Source organism: Azospirillum aestuarii (assembly GCF_016632405.1).
Lineage (GTDB): Bacteria > Pseudomonadota > Alphaproteobacteria > Azospirillales > Azospirillaceae > Azospirillum > Azospirillum aestuarii.
On the sequence record NZ_JAEPIV010000012.1, the window covers coordinates 82,627 to 102,834 of the forward strand.

The following is a 20,208-nucleotide window of genomic DNA, read 5'->3' on the forward strand; positions in this document are numbered from 1 at the left end:
AGCAACGCCGGCACCGTCAGCAACAGCGCGGTCGGCATCGGCAACACCGCCCAGCAGCAGGTCAAGGCCATGCAGTTCGGCGCGCCGGGCGCCCTGTTCAACCAGAACCTCGGCACCGTCTCCAACCTCGCCGCCGGCATCGGCAACAAGGCCCAGCAGCAGGTCACCGGCATCCAGAAGTAAGGCTCCCCCGCTTCGCGTCCCTCCCTCCCCGAACCTCGCGGCCGGCAGAACCTCTGCCGGCCGTCTTTTTGCGTGGCGCAGGAAATGGGTGGAACTCCATCGCGGCATCCGCGACGATCCCGGCTTCAGGATCGGGAGGACGCCATGGACGAGGACGCGATGTGGAGTGCGGTGACGCGCCGGGAGCGGGATGGTGACGGGCGCTTCGTCTACGCGGTGCGCACCACCGGCGTCTATTGCCGGCCGTCCTGTCCGTCGCGACGGGCCAAGCGGGAGAACGTCTCCTTCCACCCGGACGCCGCGACAGCCCAGGCGGCGGGCTTCCGCCCCTGCAAGCGCTGCCACCCCGACGCTCCGTCCTCCACGCTCACATGATTCCCAGCAGGCGGATCAGACCCAGCCCGATGGCGCCCAGTGCGGCCAGCGACAGCACCACCGCCGCGGTGACGCGCAAGCCCGCCCGTGACAGCATCCGCACATCCACCCCCAGCCCCAAGGCGGCCATCGACAGCACCGTCAGGACGCCCGCCGCGGTCTGGCTGGCCGCCAGGGCGGCCTCCGGGATCAGCCCCGCCGCCCGCAGCCCGGCCAGCGCCAGGAAGCCGAGGATGAACCACGGCACCAGCCGGCGCAGCGGGGGACGAATCTTGGCGCCCCCTTCCCGAGCAGCCCCTTCCGGCTTCGCCATCAGGGCCAGCCCCACCACCACCGGCCCCAGCATCAGCACGCGCAGCAGCTTCACCAGCGTACCGACCTGGACACTCAGCGCGCCGACCGGCGCCGTCGCCGCCAGGATCTGCGGCACCGCGTAGACGGTCAGCCCGGCGAACACGCCATACTGCATGGGGGTGAGGCCGAGCAGCGGCACCAGCAACGGCAGACCCAACACCACCAGAACACCCAGCACCGCCGTGAAGGCGATGGCCGCGGCCACGTCGTCGCCGTGCGCCCCGATCACCGGCGCCGTCGCCGCGATGGCCGAGTTGCCGCAGATCGAGTTGCCGCAGGCGACCAGCACCGCCATGCGCGGCGGCAGCCCCAGCAGGCGCCCGATGCCGTAGCTGACCGCCAGGGCCAGACCGACCACCCCGGCGATCCCCGCCACCAGCCCCGGCCCGGCCGCCAAAATCGTCTCCGGATCGATGGAGGCGCCCAGCAGCATCACCGCGACCTCCAGCAGGGTCTTGGCGCTGAAATCCGTCCCCGCCTTCCAGCGCCGCCCCGGCGCCCAGACGCTGCGCAGGGCCACCCCGATCAGGATCGCCAGGACCAACGCCTCCAGCCAGACCTGCCCGAAGACCTGCACCTCCAGGCTTTGCAGGGCCAGCGCCGCGCCGCTCACGCCGGAGCAGAGCAGAATCCCCGGCAGCAGGGCGCCCAGGGTGGGGTGAGGCGATGAAAGAGCGTGGTTCGGCATGGCGTCCTCGATTTCCGATGCCGGGAAGCTGCGCCCTCTGGACCGTTCGCTCCAACGGAATATAGTGGATGAATCGTTCGATGAAATCGAACGTTTGAAGGGACAAGGGGCCGGATGACTCTCGAGCAGCTCCGCATCTTCGTGGCGGTGGCCACGCAGCAGCATGTGACGCGGGCCGCCGCCGCCCTGAACCTGACGCAGTCCGCGGTCAGCGCCGCCGTCTCCAGCCTGGAGGCGCGGCACGCCGTCCGCCTGTTCGACCGGGTGGGCCGCCGCATCGAGCTGACGGAGGCCGGGCGCCTGTTCCTGGGCGAAGCCGTCGCGGTGCTCGCCCGCGCCGAGGCGGCGGAGCGCATGCTGGCCGATCTGTCGGCGCTGAAGCGCGGGCGCATCGCCATCCACGCCAGCCAGACCATCACCGGCTATTGGCTGCCCGAACGGCTCGTGGCGTTCCACCAGCGCTATCCGGACGTCGACGTCGCGGTGAAGGCCGCCAACACCGCCCAGGTCGCCAAGGCGGTGTTGGACGGCGCCGCCGATCTGGGGTTGGTCGAAGGGGAGGTGACGGACCCGCTGCTCGACCAGGACCGGCTGCCAGGCGACCGCCTGCTGCTGCTGGTGGGCAACCATCACCCCTGGCGTGGGCGGGGCGATCTTCTGGCGGAGGAACTGCACCGCTCCCCCTGGGTTCTGCGGGAGGCAGGGTCGGGCACCCGCTCCGAATTCGAGGAGGCGTTGCGCGGGCAGGGCAGGGCGCCGGAGGAGTTGTCGGTGGCGCTGGAACTGCCGTCGAACGAAGCGGTGCTGTCGGCGGTCATGGCCGGGGCGGGGGCCACCGCCCTGTCGGATCTGGTGGCCCGCGGCGCGCTGGCGGGCGGCCACCTGCACCGCGTTCCCTTTCCGCTGCCCGAGCGTCCCTTCCGCCTGCTGCGCCACCGCGAGCGCGGGTTGAGCCACGCCGCCCGCACCCTCCGCGATCGGCTGCTTGATGAGTAGGGAAGGGGAGGGGGGTCAGACCACCTCGTCGAACTCGACCCTGGGAATGTCGATCCAGCTTTCCGGCTCGCCGGCGTCCTTGCGCCAGAAGATGACCGGCAGATCGGCGTTCAGCACGCGGGCGATGGTGGCGCCGCGCGCCGTCATCAGCTCCTTGTACTCCGCGGTTTCGACGATGCGCACGCCGTAGCCGGGGATGCGGTCGGCCTGGAGCACGGGGCCGAGCGCGTTCTTGAACTTGCGCAGGTCGTTGTCGGAGCCGACCCGCTTGCGCAGCGGCTCCAGCGCCATCCAGAAGGCGTTGCCATGGCCCAGATGGGCACGGGCGATCTCGTAGAGCCGCTTCTCGATGGGCTTCAGCGCGAAATAGTCTTCCGAATAGGTCAGCAGGTTGTTGCCGAGCGCCGCGCGCACCACCCAGTTCGACAGGACCAGGGTGAGGCCGCGCACCTGCCGCTCGCCGTCCTTCTTGCCGCGGCGGTACAGCAGCTTGTAGTCCGAGATCCAGGAGAAGGCGCCGCTTTCGCCCTCGCCCCCGGCCTCCAGGTTGGTCTTGATCTGGGTGCCCTGGAGCCGCTCCAGCGCCCCTTCGATCTTGTCGTAGGCGCTGCCCCCGGCGGTCTTCCCGACGATGCGCTGAAGGTCGCTGGTGGTGAAGTGCAGCTTCCCCACCTCCGGCCCCATCTTGCCCTCCGCCATCTTCTCGCGCAGCAGCGAGACGGCGTAGATCAGCACCGACTTGTCCCAGATCGTCGCGACGCCGACGTCGCGCGGGGCGCGCACCTCGATCTTCACCTTGCCGTCGTCGTAGGTGGGAAGGCTTTCCACCTTGTCCTTGGACAGGCCGAACAGCGAATAGGCCATCAGGGCCCGGTCGTTGTTCACGTCGCCGCGCAACGGCGAATCCAGCCGCAGCGCCAGCTGGACCGGGCGGTCCAGCAGTTCGGCGTTTTCCTGGTCGGTCTTGTGGTCGTCCATGCACCAAATCTCCCCGGCCCCGCCGCTGGCGGTTACGGTATTGATTCCCGATACGCCCGGCATGTTCCACAGCGCAGGCGCAAACGTCGCCATTCTGCCGAAAGATTCCTCACCGGCCGGAAACGACGCTGTGACCGTGCGGACGAATGTCGCCGTTCTGCCAGTTTCCCCGGACGCTGTGCCCCGCCGGGGCGCTGCCCTGCCGAAAGCGTCCGCGTTCTGACGGTCCGGACTCCCGACAAGCCGGAAAATGGCGCTGAAAGGCTTGGATTCCCTGACTCTTTCCGGACTCTTGGGGGTCCGGAGGCCGCTGCGGAAGGAGCACATTGGCAGAACGGCGACACTCGGTTGCGCGAGTCGGAGTCCGATTCTCGGCCGATTCCCGGAGTCACCGAGGGGCCACAGCCCAGATTATTCGGCAGAACGGCGACATCCGGCGGACTCCGACGTCCCGGCGCGCCACCCCGTGCGCTGGAATCTTTCGGCAGAACGGCGACGTTTTCCACCCGGTTTCTCGGCAGAACGGCGACACCCAGCCGGTCCCAGCCACCGCCCCGAGGGGCTCAAAGCCTTGATTCCACTGACTCCACGCCCCCGCATCGGCGCAACCGGAGCGATTCCGACGCACGCATTTGAATCGTGGACAGCCTGTTGGGGCCACGACAACATCTTGCGTAACGGGCTCACCGAAGCCCGAACCGGTAGCTTTTGGATCATGATTTTCGGGCCATGGATTTGGCCTGCGGCTCCGAACAGCCGCGACACGCCGAAGAAGGCGACGATAAGGAGGCGACGATGACGTAACGGAGGACACGACCTCCGGAAACACAAAGGGCACAGGTTTGGCGACCTGTGCCCTCGTGCACACCGAAGTGTCGAAAACCGATGGAAGACCGGGAGAACCGGACCCCGCATCAGCGGTTTGGCGACTTCATGATGCCAGGGTAGGTCCGGAAAACCAAGTGGAATCGCGGATTCCACTGACGCTCCCGCTTTGTCTTCCGCCGGGATCGAAGCGCTGGATCATGGGAAGACAATGACTCCGTACACGACCTTGTACCGGCGATGGATCGCTGTGCCCGGCGTGGGAGCCGCGGAAATCGCGGTGCTCTCCGGCCTCTACGCGCGTGCGGATTCCGCCGGTGTCTGCGCCGGCCTGGTCCAGGACGAGCTGGCCGCCGAACTCGGCAGGAGCCGTCCCTGGCTGTCCGCCGTGCTGACGAAGCTGCAGGCGCCGGACCTCTCCCTGGTGGAAGCCCGCCGCGAACGCGGTTTCCGCGGGATGGTCTACGCCCTGGCGGGTGTGCAGGACACCGACTCTTCCGGTCGGTCGGCCGACTCCACCGGTCAGCCGGCTGACGGACTCCTAAGGACAGGGAATCCCCTGAATCCTGAATCTCAAAACTCCTCCTCCTTCCGGGCGGGGGGATCGGTTGGGCCTTCGGGCATCAGGAACCGGGACGCTCTCGCCGAAGACTGGCAGCCGGACGCCGCCGATCTGGCCTGGGCCGCGGACACCCGCCCGGAGGTCGATCCGGCCACGGTGACCCGCAAGTTCGTGTCCTGGTGCCGCAAGGCCAACATCCGCAACGGCTACAGCCCGGCCGACCCGTCCGGCGCCTGGCGCAAATGGGTGGCCCGCGAGCTGGTCGCCCCCGCAACGGCGCCAGCCGATGAAAAGCCCGAAGGCACCGTCGTCCCCTTTGAAACCGTTTCCCGCCGCCCCTCCAACCGGAGCGACCAGAATGACCGTCACAGCCCTGATCGCCAACCTTCCGAGCCTTCCCGTCAGCGCCGCCCCGCAGACGCCGGACACGGCGTGGCTGCCCGCAACGCCGGCGTCCTCTCTGCCCTGCGCGATCGCCTCGCTCGCCCGGCTTGAGCGCGCCGACCTGCGCTTCGAGATCGCCGACTGCGCGCCAGAGGAGATCGGCGCGCTGGCCGAGCGGGTGGAGGCCGCCCTTGAGACCGTCTGCCCGACGATCGGCGTCGAGAATGTGCTGACCGGCATCGAGAAGCTAGCGGCCCGCTTCGGCCTGGAGCTTCCGGACGCCGACATGCTGGAGGCCGACATTCTCGAAATGGCCGGCTGGCCCGCCGAGGACTGGATCGCCGGTTTCCGCGGCGTCTGGTCGTCCTTCCGCTCCGGCTACCGGCGCTTCCCCACGGTCGGCGACTTCCGCGCCGCTGTCGGGCCGGCATCGGCGACCGGCGGAACGGCGTCGCTGCGCCGGCTGGCCATGGCCCTGCGCCAGGAACAGCAGATCCGCGCCCGCGAGATCGCCCATCGCCGTCGCCAGAAGGAGAAGGAGGCGGAAACCGCTCGCCGTCAGCAGGCCGCCGCCCTGGCCGCTCCTCCCGTCGCCCCGGCGACGCCAGCGGTCCCGACGTGTCCGGCTCCGGTTTCCACCACGATCTCCGTCACGCCGGACGATCCGCAAGTGGACCTGGCTCGCGCGCAACCGTCGTCTCAGACGACACGGGCCATTCCCAAGAGCTTTAAAAGGGATCGGTCGGCCGGCGCTCCTCATACTAGGGTATGTGAAGGACAGGACTCCGCATTTTTCAGTAAGCGACCGCGCATGAAAAGTTCAATTCGAGAACCCAAGCGGTCCCATGACTGTGGATCGGGCCGAGCAGGTGGAGCGGAAGCTTGGCAGACCATTCATTATTCCGACAGGGTAATGCCGATATAATCAGGCTCATCCGATCGTTTCAGATTCCGGTGGCGAACCACGAAAGGGCGGAGCAAGATGCGATAATCTGTTTGTGACCCGAACCTTTCGGAATGTCCGTCCATGCCGCTGAAGACGGTGCCCCGTCAGCAACCGATGACTCTGCACGGGTACCTGCTGAGGCTTGTGCTCGTGACGCTGGTGCCGATGCTCCTGCTCGGCGGCATGCTCATCGGCTGGCTGGTGCAGCAACAGCGTGAGGCCGTCGAGAACAACATGTCCGACACGGCGGAGGCGCTGGCCCTGATCGTCGACCGGGAGTTGGAGGCGACCATCGAAGCGCTGCGGGCCTTGTCCCGCACGGACGCTCTGGCCGGCGACGATCCCGCCGGTTTCTATGAACGGGCGACGCTGGCGCTGACCCAGCATCCGTCCTGGACCAACATCGCGCTGATCGAACCCTCGGGGCGGCAGATCGTCAACACGGCGGTCAGGCTCGGCGTCCCATTGCCGGACGTGCCCCAGCGCGACGCGCTGCAGCGGCTGACCGCGACCGGTCAGCCGGCGGTGTCCGATCTGGTGACCGCGACGGCGGCAGAGCGCCCGTCGATCGCCGTGATGGTGCCGGTGCAGCGCGACGGCAACCTGCGCTACGTCCTGTCGGCGGTGGTCGATCCGCAGACCTGGAGCACCCTGCTGGAGGGTTTCGAAACCCGGTCCGGCCTGATCGCCGCAATCATCGACGGCCGGAACCGGATCGCCGCGCGTTCGCGCGATCATGCGGAGTATCTGGGGCGGGCGGTGCCGGATTGGTTCCTGGCGGCGCGCGGCACGGCGGACACCGGCAACTACCGCGGGGCCACGCTGGACGGGGTGGAGATCATCGGCGCCTTCCACCGCACGCAGCGCGCCGACTGGACCCTGGTGGCGGCGACGCCCACGGAAGCCGTGCTCAACCCGCTGAACCGCACGGTGGTTCTGGCGCTGGGGCTGGGCTTGGTCCTGCTGGGCGTCTCGCTGGCGTCGGCGGCGGTCTTCGCGCGGCGGCTCGCCCACCCCGTCCGCGAACTGGCCGCCCATGGCGGCAGCCTGATGGAGGGGCGGCCGATCCGCTACGACGGCGGCGTGCCGGTGCGCGAGATCGACGACCTGCACCGCGTCCTGGCCGAGGCCAGCGCCGCGCTGGTCGGCGCCAGCGAATCCGCCGCCCATGCGGAGGCGCGCTACCGCGCCATCGTGGACACGGCGGTTGACGCCATCGTGGTCATCGACCGGGTCGGCACCCTGCACGGCTTCAACCGCGCCGCCGAGCGCATCTTCGGCTACGCCGCGGAGGAGGTGATGGGCCGCAACGTCAGCATGCTGATGCCCGATCCCGACCGCAGCGCGCACGACGGCTATCTGAAGCGCTATCACCGCACGGGGGAGCGCCGGATCATCGGCATCGGGCGCGAGGTGACGGGCCAGCGCAAGGACGGCTCGGTGTTTCCGCTGGAACTGTCGGTCGCCGAATGGAAGGCCGACGGCGAGGTGCGCTTCACCGGCATCGTGCGCGACATCACCGCCCGCAAGACGGCGGAGGAGGCGTTGCTCGCCGCCAAGGACGCGGCGGAGCAGGCGATGGAGCGCGCCCTGAGCGCCGCGGACGAGGCCCGGCGGGAAAAGACCCGCGCCGAGAAGGCGGAGCGGGCGAAGACCCAATTCCTGGCAGCGGCCAGCCACGATCTGCGCCAGCCCGTGCAGTCGCTCTATTTCTTCGCGCAGGTGCTGGGCGACAAGCTGCATGGCCATCCCAGCCACGAGCTGGTGACCAGCATGGGCCATTCGCTGGACGCGCTGAAGCTCCTGCTGGACGGTCTGCTGGACGTGTCGCGGCTCGACGCCGGGGCGGTGGAGCCCAGCGTCACCGAATGCGCGGTCGGTCCGCTGCTCGACCGTCTGGCCGCGGAATACGGGCCGCGGGCGGACGGGCAGGGGTTGCGGCTGCGGGTCGTGCCGACCTCGCTGTGGGCGCGCACCGACCCGATGCTGCTGGAGCGCATCCTGCGCAACCTGATCGAGAACGCGCTGCGCTACACCGAACGGGGCGGCGTCGTGGTCGGCTGCCGGCGCCGCAACGGCGCGCTGCGCATCGAGGTGGCCGACAGCGGCATCGGCGTGCCGGAGGAGTTGCAGCAGGCCGTCTTCGAGGAGTTCTTCCAGATCGCCAACCAGGAGCGCGACCGCGCCAAGGGGTTGGGTCTCGGTCTCGCCATCGTGAAGCGGCTGGCCGGACTGCTCGGCCACACGGTCGCCCTGCGCTCCTGGCCCGGACGGGGCAGCGTCTTCTCGGTGGAGCTTCCCTCGGTGCGCGCCCGCGCCATCCTGCGCCGGGCCGGACCGGAACGGGCCAACGACGACGGGCAGGGGCTGGTGGTGGTCATCGACGACGAGGCCATCGTGCTGCTCAGCCTGCGCACCCTGCTGGAGCAGTGGGGCTACGAGGTGGTGGCCGCCGTGTCGGCGGAGGAGGCGGTGGACCTGCTGCACGGGCTGGGCCGGCTGCCGGACCTCATCATCGCCGATTACCGCCTGCGCGAGGGGCGGACGGGGGTGGAGGCGATCCGCGACATCCACGGCGTCTGCGGCGTGCGCATTCCCGCCGTGGTGCTGACCGGCGACACCGCGCCCGAGCGCATCACCGAAATCCGCGGCGCCGGCTTCCGCCTCGTCCACAAGCCGATCACCCCGCACATCCTGCGCGAACTGCTGAAGCCCGCGGCCTGATCCCGAAAGGCCCGAATGCGAAGGCTTGGTTCATCGAGGCCCGGTTTTTGACCCTGGCTGACCGCGGGCCGGGTCTTTAGCGTCTCCGCCTCCTTGGGGAAGACGGAGACGGGACATGAACTGGAGCAAGGGCCTGTGGCGGGGCTGGCTGGCCGCCGCCCTGCTGTGGGTGGCGGTGGTCGCCGCCTTCGCCGTTGCCGATCTGCAAGGGCGCCACCCTTTCGCCGGTCTGTACGCCTATTCGGACGCGAAGGACGCCTTCCTGCCGCAGCACTACGCCGCCGACGAGGCGGTGGTGGAGGACGGGGTGAAGCGGGGCGTCGTGGCGCGGACGGACTTCCCCGACGGCACCACCCTGGCCGCCCCGCCGGACCTCGGCGAGGAGCGCGTGCGGCAGATCGCCGACCGTTTCTGGGCGGAGCGCTGGGCGCGCCGGGCGGAGGTTCTGTGGCCCTGGGGCCTGCGCGCCGCCGTGCCGCCGCTGCTGATTCTGCTGTCCGGTGCGTTCGCCCTGTGGATCGTCCGCGGGTTCCGCAAGCCGGGCACCCTCGCGGAGACGGTTGCGGAGGAGAGGGTGGAGGAGGACACGCCGAAGGCGGCCTTCAACACGCGTTCCGCCGGCGGACTGCCGCCCTTCATCCGCTCGCTGGGTCCGGACCCCAAGCGCCGCCGCGTTTTGGGGGCGGGCCGGTAAGGGCGGCAAATTCCTTCCATGCATCGTTCGGACGGCGACCGTCCAACATCGCGGTACCCCGCGGTGGAGCGCAAGCGTCCCCGGCGGTCGGCATCCCGAAGGCAAAAAGGAACAGGAACACCGGCATTGGGTTGATGGTGGCGGAGCCGCTCCCGCGACGGGCGGGTGTTCTCCAGGCTGCGGCTTTGTCCGTCCGTTCGGGCGTTCGGGCCGTTCGCCATCACGGCGACGTGTGGCGCAAGGTGTTGCCAGCGGGCCAGACCAAGAGGAGACCTGGGTGTCGGAGCCGACCAAGACGGACAAGATCCTGACCGGAATTCCAGAATTCGACCTGATTCTACGGGGTGGCCTGCCCCGCGCGCGGCTTCATCTTCTGGAAGGCGCGCCGGGAACCGGCAAGACGACCATGGCTCTTCAGTTCCTGTTGAAGGGTCTGCGGGACGGCAGGCGCGGTCTTTACGTGACCTTGTCGGAAACCGAAACGGAGCTTCGCGCCTCGGCCGCCAGCCATGGCTGGTCGCTGGACGACATCGGGATCTTCGAACTCGTGCCGCTGGAAGCGCAGCTCGACCGCCAGCAGAGCATCCTTTATCCGTCCGAGGTGGAGCTGGGCGAAACCATGCGCCTGATCACCAAGCGGATCGAGGCCGACAAGCCGGACCTCGTGGTGATCGATTCCCTGTCCGAACTGCGCCTGCTCGCCCAGGACCAGCTTCGCTACCGGCGGCAGATCCTGGCGCTCAAGCAGTTCCTGCAGGGGCGCCACTGCACCACGCTGGCGCTGGACGACCTGACCAGCCAGACCGGCTCCATGGAACTGCACAGCCTGATGCACGGCGTGGTCAGCCTGGAGCAGATCGAGCGCTCCTACGGCGCGGCGCGGCGGCGCCTGCGGATCGCCAAGATGCGCGGCTCGGAATACCAGAGCGGCTGGCACGATTTCGCCATCACGCCCGGCAATGTGCTGATCTTTCCGAGCCTGATCGCGGACGAGCACAAGACGGAGTTCGAGCCGACCGCCGTGTCGAGCAGCCTGAGCGAGCTGGACGAGCTGATGGGCGGCGGGCTGACGCGCGGCACGACGACGATGCTCGTCGGCCCCTCGGGCGTCGGCAAATCCTCCCTCGCCCTGCAATATGTCATGGCGGCGGTGCGCCGTGGCGAGCACGCCGCTTATTTCTCCTTCGACGAATCCTTCGAAACCCTGGCGTTGCGCAGCACCGCGCTCGGCATCGACATCGAGGAGGCGGTGCGCCAGGACGAACTGGGCTGGCAGCGCGCAAACCCGTCGCGCCTGTCGCCGGGCCAGTTCGTCTGGCAGGTCCGCCGCCAGGTGGAGGACCAGAAGGCGCGCGTCGTGGTCATCGACAGCCTGAATTCGTACCTCAGCACGATGCCGGAGGAAAAGGCGCTCATCCTGCAGATGCACGAGTTGCTGACCTATCTGAACAACCAGGGCGTCGTGACCATCCTCATCCTGGCCCAGCAGGGGATCGTCGGCGACATCCAGAATCCGGTGGACCTGTCCTTCATGAGCGACACCGTGGTTCTCCTGCGCTTCTTCGAGGCGGCGGGAGAGGTGCGCAAGGCGATCTCGGTGGTCAAGAAACGCACCGGCGTTCACGAACTGGCGATCCGCGAGTTCCGGCTGTTCCCCGACGGCATGCAGGTCGGACCGCAGCTTCTGGAGTTCCAGGGTGTGCTCACCGGTGTGCCGAGCTATGACGGGGCGGTGGACCCGTTGTTGCGCGGGCGGAGCGGGACGGGCTGACGGCAGCGCATGGACGCCCCGATCCTCGTGCTCGCCCCGCATGGCCGGGACGCGGAGATCATCCGCCTCGTGCTGGGCGAGGTCGGCCTGACCGTGCAGCTCTGCGCCGATCTGCCGACCCTGTGCGACGGCCTGACGAGGGACGTCACGGCGCTGATCCTCTCGGAAGGCGCGTTGCCGGGGGCGGGGATGGAGCCTCTGATCGCCGGACTGGAGGCCCAGCCGCCCTGGTCGGATCTGCCCGTTCTGGTGCTCACCTCGCGGGGCAACCGGTCGGCCAGCAAGGCGCGTTGGGTCCAGTTCCAGCGGCTCGGCAACGTCACGCTGCTGGACCCGCCCCTGCACGCTGAGGCCCTGCAGAGCGCGGCGCAGTCAGCGGCGCGGACCCGCCTGCGCCAATACCGCACGCGAACGCTTCTGGCCGACATCGAGCGGGCCAACGACGCATTGGAAAGCCGGGTGGCGGAGCGGACCCGGTCCCTTCAGGCCGAAATGCAGGAGCGCCAGAAGGCCGAGGAGGCTTTGCAGCAGGCCCAGAAGATGGAGGCGGTTGGCCAACTCACCGGCGGGATTGCCCATGACTTCAACAACCTGCTTCAGGTCATGCTCGGCAACCTGCACATGCTGCGGGGCGCGCTGTCCGACGACGAGGCGCTGCTGCGGCACGCCGCCATGGCCATCACCGCGGGCGACCGCGCCGCGGCGCTCACCCGGCACCTTCTCGCCTTCGCCCGTCGCCAGCCGCTGACGCCCCGCAGCCTGGATATGAACACCCTGGTCGCGGCGATGAGCGGCCTGATCCAGCAATCCGTCGGCGAGTCGATCCAGGTGGAGACGGTGTCGGCCGACGGGCTCTGGCGCACCTGGGCGGACGCCAATCAGGTCGAAAGCGCCCTGCTCAACCTCGCCATCAACGCCCGCGACGCCATGCCGGACGGCGGGCGCCTGCGCATCGAGACGAGCAACGCCGTTCTGGACGAGACCATTTCCGACGCGCAGGGGGACATCCTTCCCGGCCGGTACGTCCTGCTTCGCATCACCGATACCGGAATTGGCATGCCGCCGGCCGTCCTGGAGCGGGCGTTCGAACCCTTCTTCACGACAAAGCCGATCGGCCAGGGCACCGGCCTCGGGCTGAGCCAGCTCTATGGCTTCGCCCGTCAATCGGGCGGGCACGCGGCCATTCGGTCGCAGCCCGGCCGCGGCACCACCGTCAGCCTGTACCTGCCGCAGCACGACGGTGAGGACGGCGCCGATACCGCAGTCCCCGCTGCGGAGGCGGTGCCGCAGGACCCGTCCCGCAACGATGAAACCATCCTGGTGGTCGAGGACGAGGCCCTCGTCCTGATGCTGTGGGTCGAGGCGCTGGAAGGGCAGGGATACCACGTCCTGCAAGCCGCCGAACCCGAGGCGGCGACCGCGATCCTGGAGTCGGACGCGGCGATCGACCTTCTGGTCACCGACGTCGGGCTTCCCGGAATGACCGGGCGGGATCTGGCGACCCTTGCGCGGGGCCTTCGCCCCGGGCTGAAGGTGCTGTTCGTGACCGGCTACGCGCATTACGCCGCTCTCGAAGCGGACAGCCTGGGAGCGGGCATGCGGATGCTCAGCAAGCCGGTCGGCGTGGACACCCTGCAGATCACGGTTCGCGGCCTGCTGGACGGGGATTCGGCCTGACGGTGCGCCGGCGGGCAAAGCAGGGAGGGTGAACGGCGGCAACTCGACAAGCTCCACGCACATCGCCTACAACCGCTCATCCGTCCTGTGGGTGGAATGGGAGCCGGTTTGAACGGGGCAATGTCAGCACGGCCATCGGCCTCCCCTCTCCGTTGCGGGGAGAGGGGAAGGGTGAGCGGGCATCGCGAGGAAGGCGCCGCGCTTGTGGCGCTTGCGACCCGCTGGCGATCCGGGCTGGCCGCGGCGCTGGCCGCCGTCCTTCTGCTGATGCTGGCCCAGGTGCCGGGGCAGGCGGTCGCCATGCTGTCCGCCGGGCTGGCCCAGTCCTTCTGGGCCGCGTCGATGTGCGGCCCGGATGGCGCATCGGACCGGATGCCCGCCGCGCCCGATCAGCCGAAGCACGATCTGGAACATTGCCTGGACTGCCAGATCGGCTGCGCGCCGCCGGCGATGCTGACCCCGGCGGACGTCGCCGTTCCGCCGCCGCGCCTGACCGCTGCGCTGCGCCGGCGTCCTCCCCCGAACCGCAAGCGCCGCCGTCCGCGCGGCCTGCGCCCGAACGCCCGTGCCCCGCCGATGACGTGTCCTGCCCCGACCAACTGACCCTTCGATTCATCATTCTCTTTGCAGGACATCGTCATCATGAAAAAGCACACCCTGGCGCTCGCCGCGCTGATCGCCCTGACCGCCGGCACCGCCCTGGCCCATGGTTTCAAGGCCGGGCCGGTCGACATCGAACATCCCTGGGCACGCGCCACGGCGCCCTCGGCCCCGAACGGCTCGGCCTACATGGTGCTGAGCACCCACGGCCCGGACAGCGACCGCCTGCTGTCGGCCAGCACGCCCGTCGCCGACAAGGCGGAACTGCACACCCACCTGATGGACAACGGCGTCATGAAGATGCGCCAGGTCGACGCCATCGAGGTGGCGCCCGGCTCGCCGACCGCGCTGCAGCCCGGCGGCCTGCACGTCATGCTGTTCGGCCTCAAGCAGCCGCTCGCTCCGGGTAAGGCGTTCCCGCTGACCCTGACCTTCGAGAAGGCCGGGCCGGTGACCGTCCAGGTGGACGTGCAGAGCGCCGGGTCCGCCGCCCCGTCGCATGGCGGTGCCGGCGGGCCGCAGGCCGGCGGCACGCAGCACAAGCATTGACGGACACGCGCCGCGCCGGCCTCTTGCACAGAACCGGCGCGGCCGCAGCCCGAGGTCCATACTGATATACCAGCATCGCATTTGACCGTCCGGCCCCATGGGCGCAGGGTGTGGCGCGCCGGTTCGGGATAAGGGCCGGCGCGCCACAGGAAGAACCGCCCCGCCCATGAGCGCCGCCCGATGACCGCCACCGAAAAGGCTCTGTCCGCCAATTCCTCCGGGCGGGCCGGCATCGCCTGGATGCTGCTGACCACGCTTCTGTTCGTGACGCAGGACGCGACCTTGCGCGTCCTGGTGCAGACCTACCCCTTCGCGGAGGTCGCCTGGGCGCGCTTCGCGGTGCATCTGGCCATCGCCTTCGTCGTGGTGGCGGTGCGCTCCCCCAGCCACCTGATCGCCAAGCGTCCGGGGATTCAGATCCTCCGCTCCGCCCTGCTGGCGGTGCTGACGCTGCTGGTGGCGGTGTCCTACAAGACGCTGCCCTTCGTGGACGTGGCGGCCATCGCCAACGTGGCGCCGGTCCTGGTCACCGTTCTCTCCGTTCCGCTGCTCAAGGAGAAGGTCGGCTGGCGGCGCGGTATGGGCGTGCTGGGCTGCTTCATCGGGGCGATGATCATCATCGGCCCGGCCAGCATCGTCTTCCAATGGGCGATCCTGCTGCCGCTGGCCGCCGCGCTGTGCAACGCGCTGTACCAGATCGTCACCCGTTTGCTGCGCGGCGGCGATTCCACCCTGACGACCTTCTTCTACACCAGCATGGCCGGGACGGTGCTTTGCGGGCTGCTGCTGCCCCTCGGCTGGGTGACGCCGGACCTGACGGGGGCGGCGCTGATGATCATGCTCGGCGTGCTGGGGGCGTGCAGCCATTACTGTCTGATCCGCGCCTACACGGTGGCGGACGCGGCGACGGTGGCGCCCTTCGGCTACACGACGCTGATCTGGGCGGTGCTCTACGGCCTTCTGGTCTTCGGGGAGTCGCCCAGCGCCTCGACCCTCGCGGGCGGTCTGGTGATCGTCGCCAGCGGCATCTACATCTTCCACCGCGAGCAGGTGCGGGCGCGCGAGGCAGCGGCCAAGGGGGCCTGAATGGCCCCCGTTTTCCCTATGCCGGAGGCACGTACACAGGACGTTCAGGTACCCGAAATATCACGGGCCGTACGCGTCGAACTGTAACATGCTCCGCGTACCGTACGCCTGCCGGTGAGGGCCGGCGTTTTTTCAACCCACAAGCAACGAGAACAGCAATGAACGGACTGCCCAAGCAGACGTGGCGCTGCCGCGTTGCCGAACTGTTGAACGATCCCGTGGTCCAGGCCGTGTTGCGCCGGGACCGCCTGACCCACGAGCAGGTTCTGGCACAGCTCACCCCCATTGCCGAGCACCTGCGCCGCAACACCTCCCCCGATCGACCCGCAAGGCGGCTTCCGCGCGAAGCCTTCTGACCTTTCCAACGAGAAAAGGCCGCCCGGTGAACGGGCGGCCTTCTTCTTCTTGTCAGCCGATTCCCTGCAAACCGGTTGAGGATCAGCCGGCGATCTCGAACTTGATGCCCTGGGCCAGCGGCAGGGAGCGGGAGTAGTTCACCGTCGCCGTCTGGCGGCGCATGTAGGCCTTCCAGGCGTCGGACCCGGACTCGCGCCCGCCGCCCGTCTCCTTCTCGCCGCCGAAGGCGCCGCCGATTTCAGCACCCGACGGGCCGATGTTGACGTTGGCGATGCCGCAGTCGCTGCCGGACGCCGACAGGAAGCTCTCCGCCTCGCGGATGTCGGTGGTGAAGATGCAGGAGGACAGGCCCTGCGGCACCGCGTTCTGAAGCGCGATGGCCTCCTCCAGCGTCTCGTAGGTCAGGACGTAGAGGATCGGGGCGAAGGTCTCGTGGCGGACGATGTCGGTCTGGCCCGGCATCTCGACGATGGCCGGCTGCACGTACCAGGCGTCCGGATACCGGTCGGCGAGCGCGCGGCCGCCGCCGGTCACCACGCCGCCGTCGGCCTTGGCCTGCTCCAGCGCGCGCTGCATGCCATCATAGGCGCCCTTGTCGTTCAGCGGGCCGACCAGCACGCCGGACTCCAGCGGGTTGCCGATGGGAACCGAGGCGTAGGCGGCCTTCAGGCGCGGCAGAAGCGTGTCGCGCACGTCCTTGTGGACGATCAGGCGGCGCAGCGTGGTGCAACGCTGGCCGCAGGTGCCCACCGCGGAGAAGACGATGGCACGCACCGCCATGTCGAGGTCGGCCGACGGCGCCACGATCATGGCGTTGTTGCCGCCCAGCTCCAGGATCGGACGGGCGAAGCGCTCCGCCACCTTCAGCGCGACCTCGCGGCCCATGCGGGTCGAGCCGGTGGCCGACACGATGGGGACCAGCGGGCTGGCGACCAGGGCCTCGCCGACGTCGCGTCCGCCGTTGACGACCTGCAGCAGGTCCGCCGGGGCGTCGCCGAAGCGGGCCACCGCGCGCTCGAAGATGCGCTGGCAGGCGAGCGCGGTCAGCGGGGTCTTCTCCGACGGCTTCCAGATCACCGGGTCGCCGCAGACCAGCGCCAGGGCGGCGTTCCAGGCCCAGACCGCGACCGGGAAGTTGAAGGCGGAAATCACCGCGCAGGGACCCATCGGGTGCCAGGTCTCGCGCATCGCGTGGCCCGGACGCTCCGACGCGATGGTCAGGCCGTAGAGCTGGCGGGACAGGCCGACCGCGAAGTCGCAGATGTCGATCATCTCCTGGACCTCGCCCAGGCCCTCCTGGACGATCTTGCCCATCTCCAGCGTGACGAGACGGCCGAGATCCTCCTTGGCGTCGCGCAGCTCCTCGCCCAGAAGGCGGACCAGCTCGCCGCGGCGCGGCGCCGGGACAGAGCGCCACGCCTCGAAGGCGCGCTGGGCGCGGGCGGCCACCTCCGGAATCTCCGACGCCGGGGTGACCGGCGCCACGCCCAGCGCAGCGCCGTCGATGGGCGAGCGGACGGACAGGCCGGCCCCGTCGGCGGGAAGCTCAAGGCCGAGGCGGGAGAGAAGGTCGCGGTGCTGCATGGAAAAGGTCCTCGGTAAGGCAACCGGTGGAGGGGTGGCGCATGGCGGGAGGTCCGGCAAAAGCGCAACCCCCTCACCCTAACCCTCTCCCCAGAGGGGAGAGGGGACTTTTGGTTAGCGCTGGCGCCCGGCGGCGCGGATGTCGGACAGGCTGCGGTTCGGCGTCAGGGCCTCGGGGTCGAGCCTGACGTGCAGGATGGCCGGCCGGCCGGCGGCGCGGGCGCGCTCGAAGGCCGGGGCGAACTCCTCCGTGCGCACCACCGTCTCGCCATGGCCGCCATAGGCGCTGGCGAGGGCGGCGAAGTCCGGGTTGGTCAGGGCGGTGGCGGACACGCGGCCCGGATACTCGCGCTCCTGGTGCATGCGGATGGTTCCGTACATGCCGTTGTCGATGACCAGCACGATGAGGTTGGCACCCTCCTGCACGGCGGTGCCGAACTCCAGCCCGGTCATCTGGAAGCAGCCGTCGCCGGCGAAGCAGACCACGTCCCGCTCCGGGTGGAGCAGCTTGGCCGCGACGGCGGCGGGCAAGCCGTAGCCCATCGAGCCGCAGACCGGTGCGGCCTGCGTGGCGAAGCGGCGGAAGCGCCAGAAGCGGTGGACCCAGGTGGCGTAGTTGCCGGCGCCGTTGGTCAGGATGGCGTCGTCGGGCAGGGTGTCGCGCAGCCAGGACATGACGGCGCCCATCTGGACGTCGCCGGGGATGGTGGCCGGCGGCTCGCTCCAGGCGGTGTAGGCGGCGTGCGCGGTCTCGGCCCGACCGGCCCAGGCGGGGGCGGTGGGCGCCTCCAGCCCGGCCACGGCGTCGAGGAAGCCCCCCGGCGTGGCGTTGATGGCGAGGTCGGGGTTGTAGACGCGGCCCAGCTCCTCCGGTCCCGGATGGACGTGGATCAGCGTCTTACCGGTCTCCGGGATGCCGAGCAGCCCGTAGCTCTGCGACGGCACCTCGGAGAAGCGGCCGCCGAGCAGCAGGATCACGTCGGCGTCCTTCACCAGGGCGACCAGCTTCGGGTTGATGCCCAGCCCGATGTCGCCCGCGTAGTTCGGGTGCGTGTGGTCGAACAGCATCTGGCGGCGGAAGGTGACGGCCACCGGCAGCGCGAAGGTCTCGGCGAAAACGCGCAGCGAGGCCACCGCGTCCTCGGTCCAGCGGGACCCCCCGGCGATCACCAGCGGGCGCTTCGCCCCGGCGAGCAGACGCCCGACCTCGGCGACCTGGGTGGGGGTGGGGGCGCTGTCCACCGGCTGGGCGGGGCGGGCGATGGCGACGTCCGCCGTCTCCACCAGCATGTCCTCCGGCAGCACCAGGACGACCGGGCCGGGACGGCCGGCGAGCGCGGTGTGGAAGGCGCGGCTGACCATCTCCGGCACGCGGTCGGCACTGTCGATCTCCGCCACCCACTTGGCCATGCCGCCGAACATGAGGGTGTAGTCGACCTCCTGGAAGGCGTCGCGCCCGCGCATGCCGCGCTCGATCTGGCCGATGAACAGGATCATCGGGGTGGAGTCCTGCTGCGCCACATGGACGCCCGGCGCGGCGTTGGTGGCGCCGGGGCCGCGGGTGACGAAACAGATGCCCGGCCGGCCGGTCAGCTTGCCCTCGGCCTCCGCCATCATGGCGGCGCCGCTCTCGTGGCGGGCGTTGATCGTGCGGATCGAGGAATCGTGCAGCGCGTCCAGCACGGCGAGGTAGCTTTCGCCCGGCACGCAGAACACGCGCTCGACGCCCTGCGCCTCCAGCGCCTCGACGATCAACTGGCCTCCGGTCTTCATGGCGCGCTCGTTCCTCGGCTGGGCGTTCAAATCCTCCTCAATCTGGCGGCAGGCCCCGCCCCGCGCAACCGACTTTCTTTCCCCGGGTCATGAGCTATAGTCATGACCCATGGGTCTGCAACGCCGCCTTCTCCCCTCCATGAGCGCGCTCTCCGCCTTCGAGGCGGCGGCGCGCACCGGCAGCTTCACCGCCGCGGCGCAGGAGCTGGCGCTGACCCAGGGCGCCGTCAGCCGCCAGATCAAGGCGCTGGAGGACCAGCTCGGCGTCCCGCTGTTCGTGCGCCGCGACCAGCGCGTGACCCTGACCCCTGCCGGCGAATCCTACGCGGCGGAGGTGCGGGAGGCGCTGCACCGGGTGGGGGCGGCGACGCTCAGGGTCATGACCGCGCCGCAGGGGGGCGTGCTGAAGCTGGCCGTTCTGCCGACCTTCGGCACGCGCTGGCTGGTGCCGCGCCTGCCCGCCTTCCAGGCGGCGCACCCGCAAATCATCATCCATTTCATGACGAAGATGGAGCCCTTCGACTTCCGGTCGGAGGATCTGGACGCCGCCATCCATTTCGGCGCCGCCGACTGGCCGGGGGCGGTGTGCGAACGGCTGATGGAGGAGGAGGTTCTGCCGCTCTGCGCCCCGTCCTTCCTGGCCGCCTACCCGATCCGCGCGGCGGCGGACCTCGTGGCGCTGCCCCTGCTGCACACCACCAGCCGTCCGGAGGCCTGGAGGGACTGGTTCGCCGCCCAGGGCATCGAGCGGCACGAGGGCGCCGGCATGTTCTTCGAGCAGTTCTCCACCACCGCCCAGGCGGCGATCACCGGGCTGGGGGTGGCGCTGCTGCCGACCCTGCTGGTTCAGGCGGAGATGCGGGACGGGGCGCTGGTCCCGGCGCTGGACCGCCCCTACCGGAACCCGGACCGCGCCTATCACCTCGTCCACCCCTCCTCACGGGCGCATCACCCGCCGCTGGTGGCGTTCCGGGAGTGGTTGCTGGGGGCGTGCGCGTCGGCTTCCGCCGGTCGCGGCTGCTGAAGGCACATGTCAGGATCGGCGGCTTGGCCACCCGGTGGGAACGTTCGATACTTGCGCCTCCGATCCGCTCCGCATCGT

17 protein-coding genes and 1 pseudogene are annotated in these 20,208 nt (G+C 69.6%); 14 read left to right on the forward strand and 4 right to left on the reverse strand.

Annotation, left to right across the window (positions count from 1 at the left end; translation table 11 throughout):
* Positions 1 to 183 (forward strand): annotated as a pseudogene (locus JJL56_RS19930) (hypothetical protein); the annotation flags it as partial.
* A gap of 144 nt (positions 184 to 327) precedes the next feature.
* Positions 328 to 558 carry an Ada metal-binding domain-containing protein gene (locus tag JJL56_RS19935; RefSeq protein WP_200528545.1) on the forward strand — a complete coding sequence of 77 codons (231 nt, stop codon included), beginning with the start codon at positions 328 to 330 and terminating at the stop codon, positions 556 to 558.
* On the opposite strand, the gene JJL56_RS19940 is transcribed toward JJL56_RS19935, so the two are convergent.
* Complete coding sequence (locus JJL56_RS19940; protein WP_145626263.1) at positions 551 to 1,600, reverse strand: YeiH family protein; 1,050 nt, start codon at positions 1,598 to 1,600, stop codon at positions 551 to 553. The genes JJL56_RS19935 and JJL56_RS19940 overlap by 8 nt on opposite strands.
* A gap of 114 nt (positions 1,601 to 1,714) precedes the next feature.
* Here JJL56_RS19940 and JJL56_RS19945 point away from each other — a divergent pair, with 114 nt between their 5' ends.
* Complete coding sequence (locus tag JJL56_RS19945) at positions 1,715 to 2,596, forward strand: LysR family transcriptional regulator (RefSeq protein ID WP_200486059.1); 882 nt, start codon at positions 1,715 to 1,717, stop codon at positions 2,594 to 2,596.
* A 15-nt stretch (positions 2,597 to 2,611) separates the two neighbouring features.
* Here JJL56_RS19945 and JJL56_RS19950 read toward each other — a convergent pair whose 3' ends face one another.
* Positions 2,612 to 3,574, reverse strand: a complete 963-nt coding sequence (locus tag JJL56_RS19950; protein WP_145626265.1) for a replication initiator protein A — start codon at positions 3,572 to 3,574, stop codon at positions 2,612 to 2,614.
* A gap of 1,036 nt (positions 3,575 to 4,610) precedes the next feature.
* Between JJL56_RS19950 and JJL56_RS19955 the strand changes: the two genes are divergently transcribed.
* From JJL56_RS19955 to JJL56_RS19995, 10 genes are all read left to right on the forward strand, one after another.
* Positions 4,611 to 5,456 (forward strand): hypothetical protein, encoded by an 846-nt coding sequence (locus tag JJL56_RS19955; protein ID WP_200486060.1) that lies wholly within the window; start codon positions 4,611 to 4,613, stop codon positions 5,454 to 5,456.
* Positions 5,338 to 6,270, forward strand: coding sequence for a hypothetical protein (locus JJL56_RS33945; RefSeq protein WP_247889471.1), 933 nt, complete (start codon positions 5,338 to 5,340; stop codon positions 6,268 to 6,270). The genes JJL56_RS19955 and JJL56_RS33945 overlap by 119 nt, the downstream gene beginning before the upstream one ends.
* 102 nt (positions 6,271 to 6,372) lie before the next feature.
* Entirely contained in the window at positions 6,373 to 9,015 is a 2,643-nt protein-coding gene (locus JJL56_RS19960) for a PAS domain S-box protein (protein ID WP_200486061.1), read from the forward strand.
* Between the two features lie 115 nt (positions 9,016 to 9,130).
* Positions 9,131 to 9,709 (forward strand): hypothetical protein, encoded by a 579-nt coding sequence (locus JJL56_RS19965; RefSeq protein ID WP_200486062.1) that lies wholly within the window; start codon positions 9,131 to 9,133, stop codon positions 9,707 to 9,709.
* 277 nt (positions 9,710 to 9,986) lie between these two features.
* Complete coding sequence (locus JJL56_RS19970) at positions 9,987 to 11,480, forward strand: ATPase domain-containing protein (protein WP_200486063.1); 1,494 nt, start codon at positions 9,987 to 9,989, stop codon at positions 11,478 to 11,480.
* Between the two features lie 9 nt (positions 11,481 to 11,489).
* Positions 11,490 to 13,157: an ATP-binding protein gene (locus JJL56_RS19975; RefSeq protein ID WP_200486064.1), complete on the forward strand. Its 1,668-nt coding sequence runs from the start codon at positions 11,490 to 11,492 to the stop codon at positions 13,155 to 13,157.
* Between the two features lie 171 nt (positions 13,158 to 13,328).
* Positions 13,329 to 13,760: a DUF2946 family protein gene (locus JJL56_RS19980; RefSeq protein ID WP_345772611.1), complete on the forward strand. Its 432-nt coding sequence runs from the start codon at positions 13,329 to 13,331 to the stop codon at positions 13,758 to 13,760.
* 39 nt (positions 13,761 to 13,799) lie between these two features.
* Positions 13,800 to 14,306, forward strand: coding sequence for a copper chaperone PCu(A)C (locus JJL56_RS19985; protein ID WP_186452947.1), 507 nt, complete (start codon positions 13,800 to 13,802; stop codon positions 14,304 to 14,306).
* A gap of 180 nt (positions 14,307 to 14,486) precedes the next feature.
* A complete protein-coding gene (locus tag JJL56_RS19990) occupies positions 14,487 to 15,392 on the forward strand; it encodes a DMT family transporter (protein ID WP_145626274.1) in 906 nt (301 codons plus the stop codon).
* 158 nt (positions 15,393 to 15,550) lie between these two features.
* Positions 15,551 to 15,748, forward strand: coding sequence for a hypothetical protein (locus JJL56_RS19995; protein WP_145626275.1), 198 nt, complete (start codon positions 15,551 to 15,553; stop codon positions 15,746 to 15,748).
* A gap of 82 nt (positions 15,749 to 15,830) precedes the next feature.
* Here the strand turns inward: JJL56_RS19995 and amaB are convergent, their stop codons facing one another.
* Together amaB and JJL56_RS20005 are read right to left on the reverse strand one after the other, a co-directional pair.
* Entirely contained in the window at positions 15,831 to 17,333 is a 1,503-nt protein-coding gene (amaB, locus tag JJL56_RS20000) for an L-piperidine-6-carboxylate dehydrogenase (protein ID WP_200486066.1), read from the reverse strand.
* A 114-nt stretch (positions 17,334 to 17,447) separates the two neighbouring features.
* Positions 17,448 to 19,106: a thiamine pyrophosphate-binding protein gene (locus JJL56_RS20005; RefSeq protein WP_200486067.1), complete on the reverse strand. Its 1,659-nt coding sequence runs from the start codon at positions 19,104 to 19,106 to the stop codon at positions 17,448 to 17,450.
* A 109-nt stretch (positions 19,107 to 19,215) separates the two neighbouring features.
* Between JJL56_RS20005 and gcvA the strand changes: the two genes are divergently transcribed.
* Complete coding sequence (gene gcvA, locus JJL56_RS20010; RefSeq protein WP_200486068.1) at positions 19,216 to 20,130, forward strand: transcriptional regulator GcvA; 915 nt, start codon at positions 19,216 to 19,218, stop codon at positions 20,128 to 20,130.
* Positions 20,131 to 20,208: the final 78 nt, after the last annotated feature.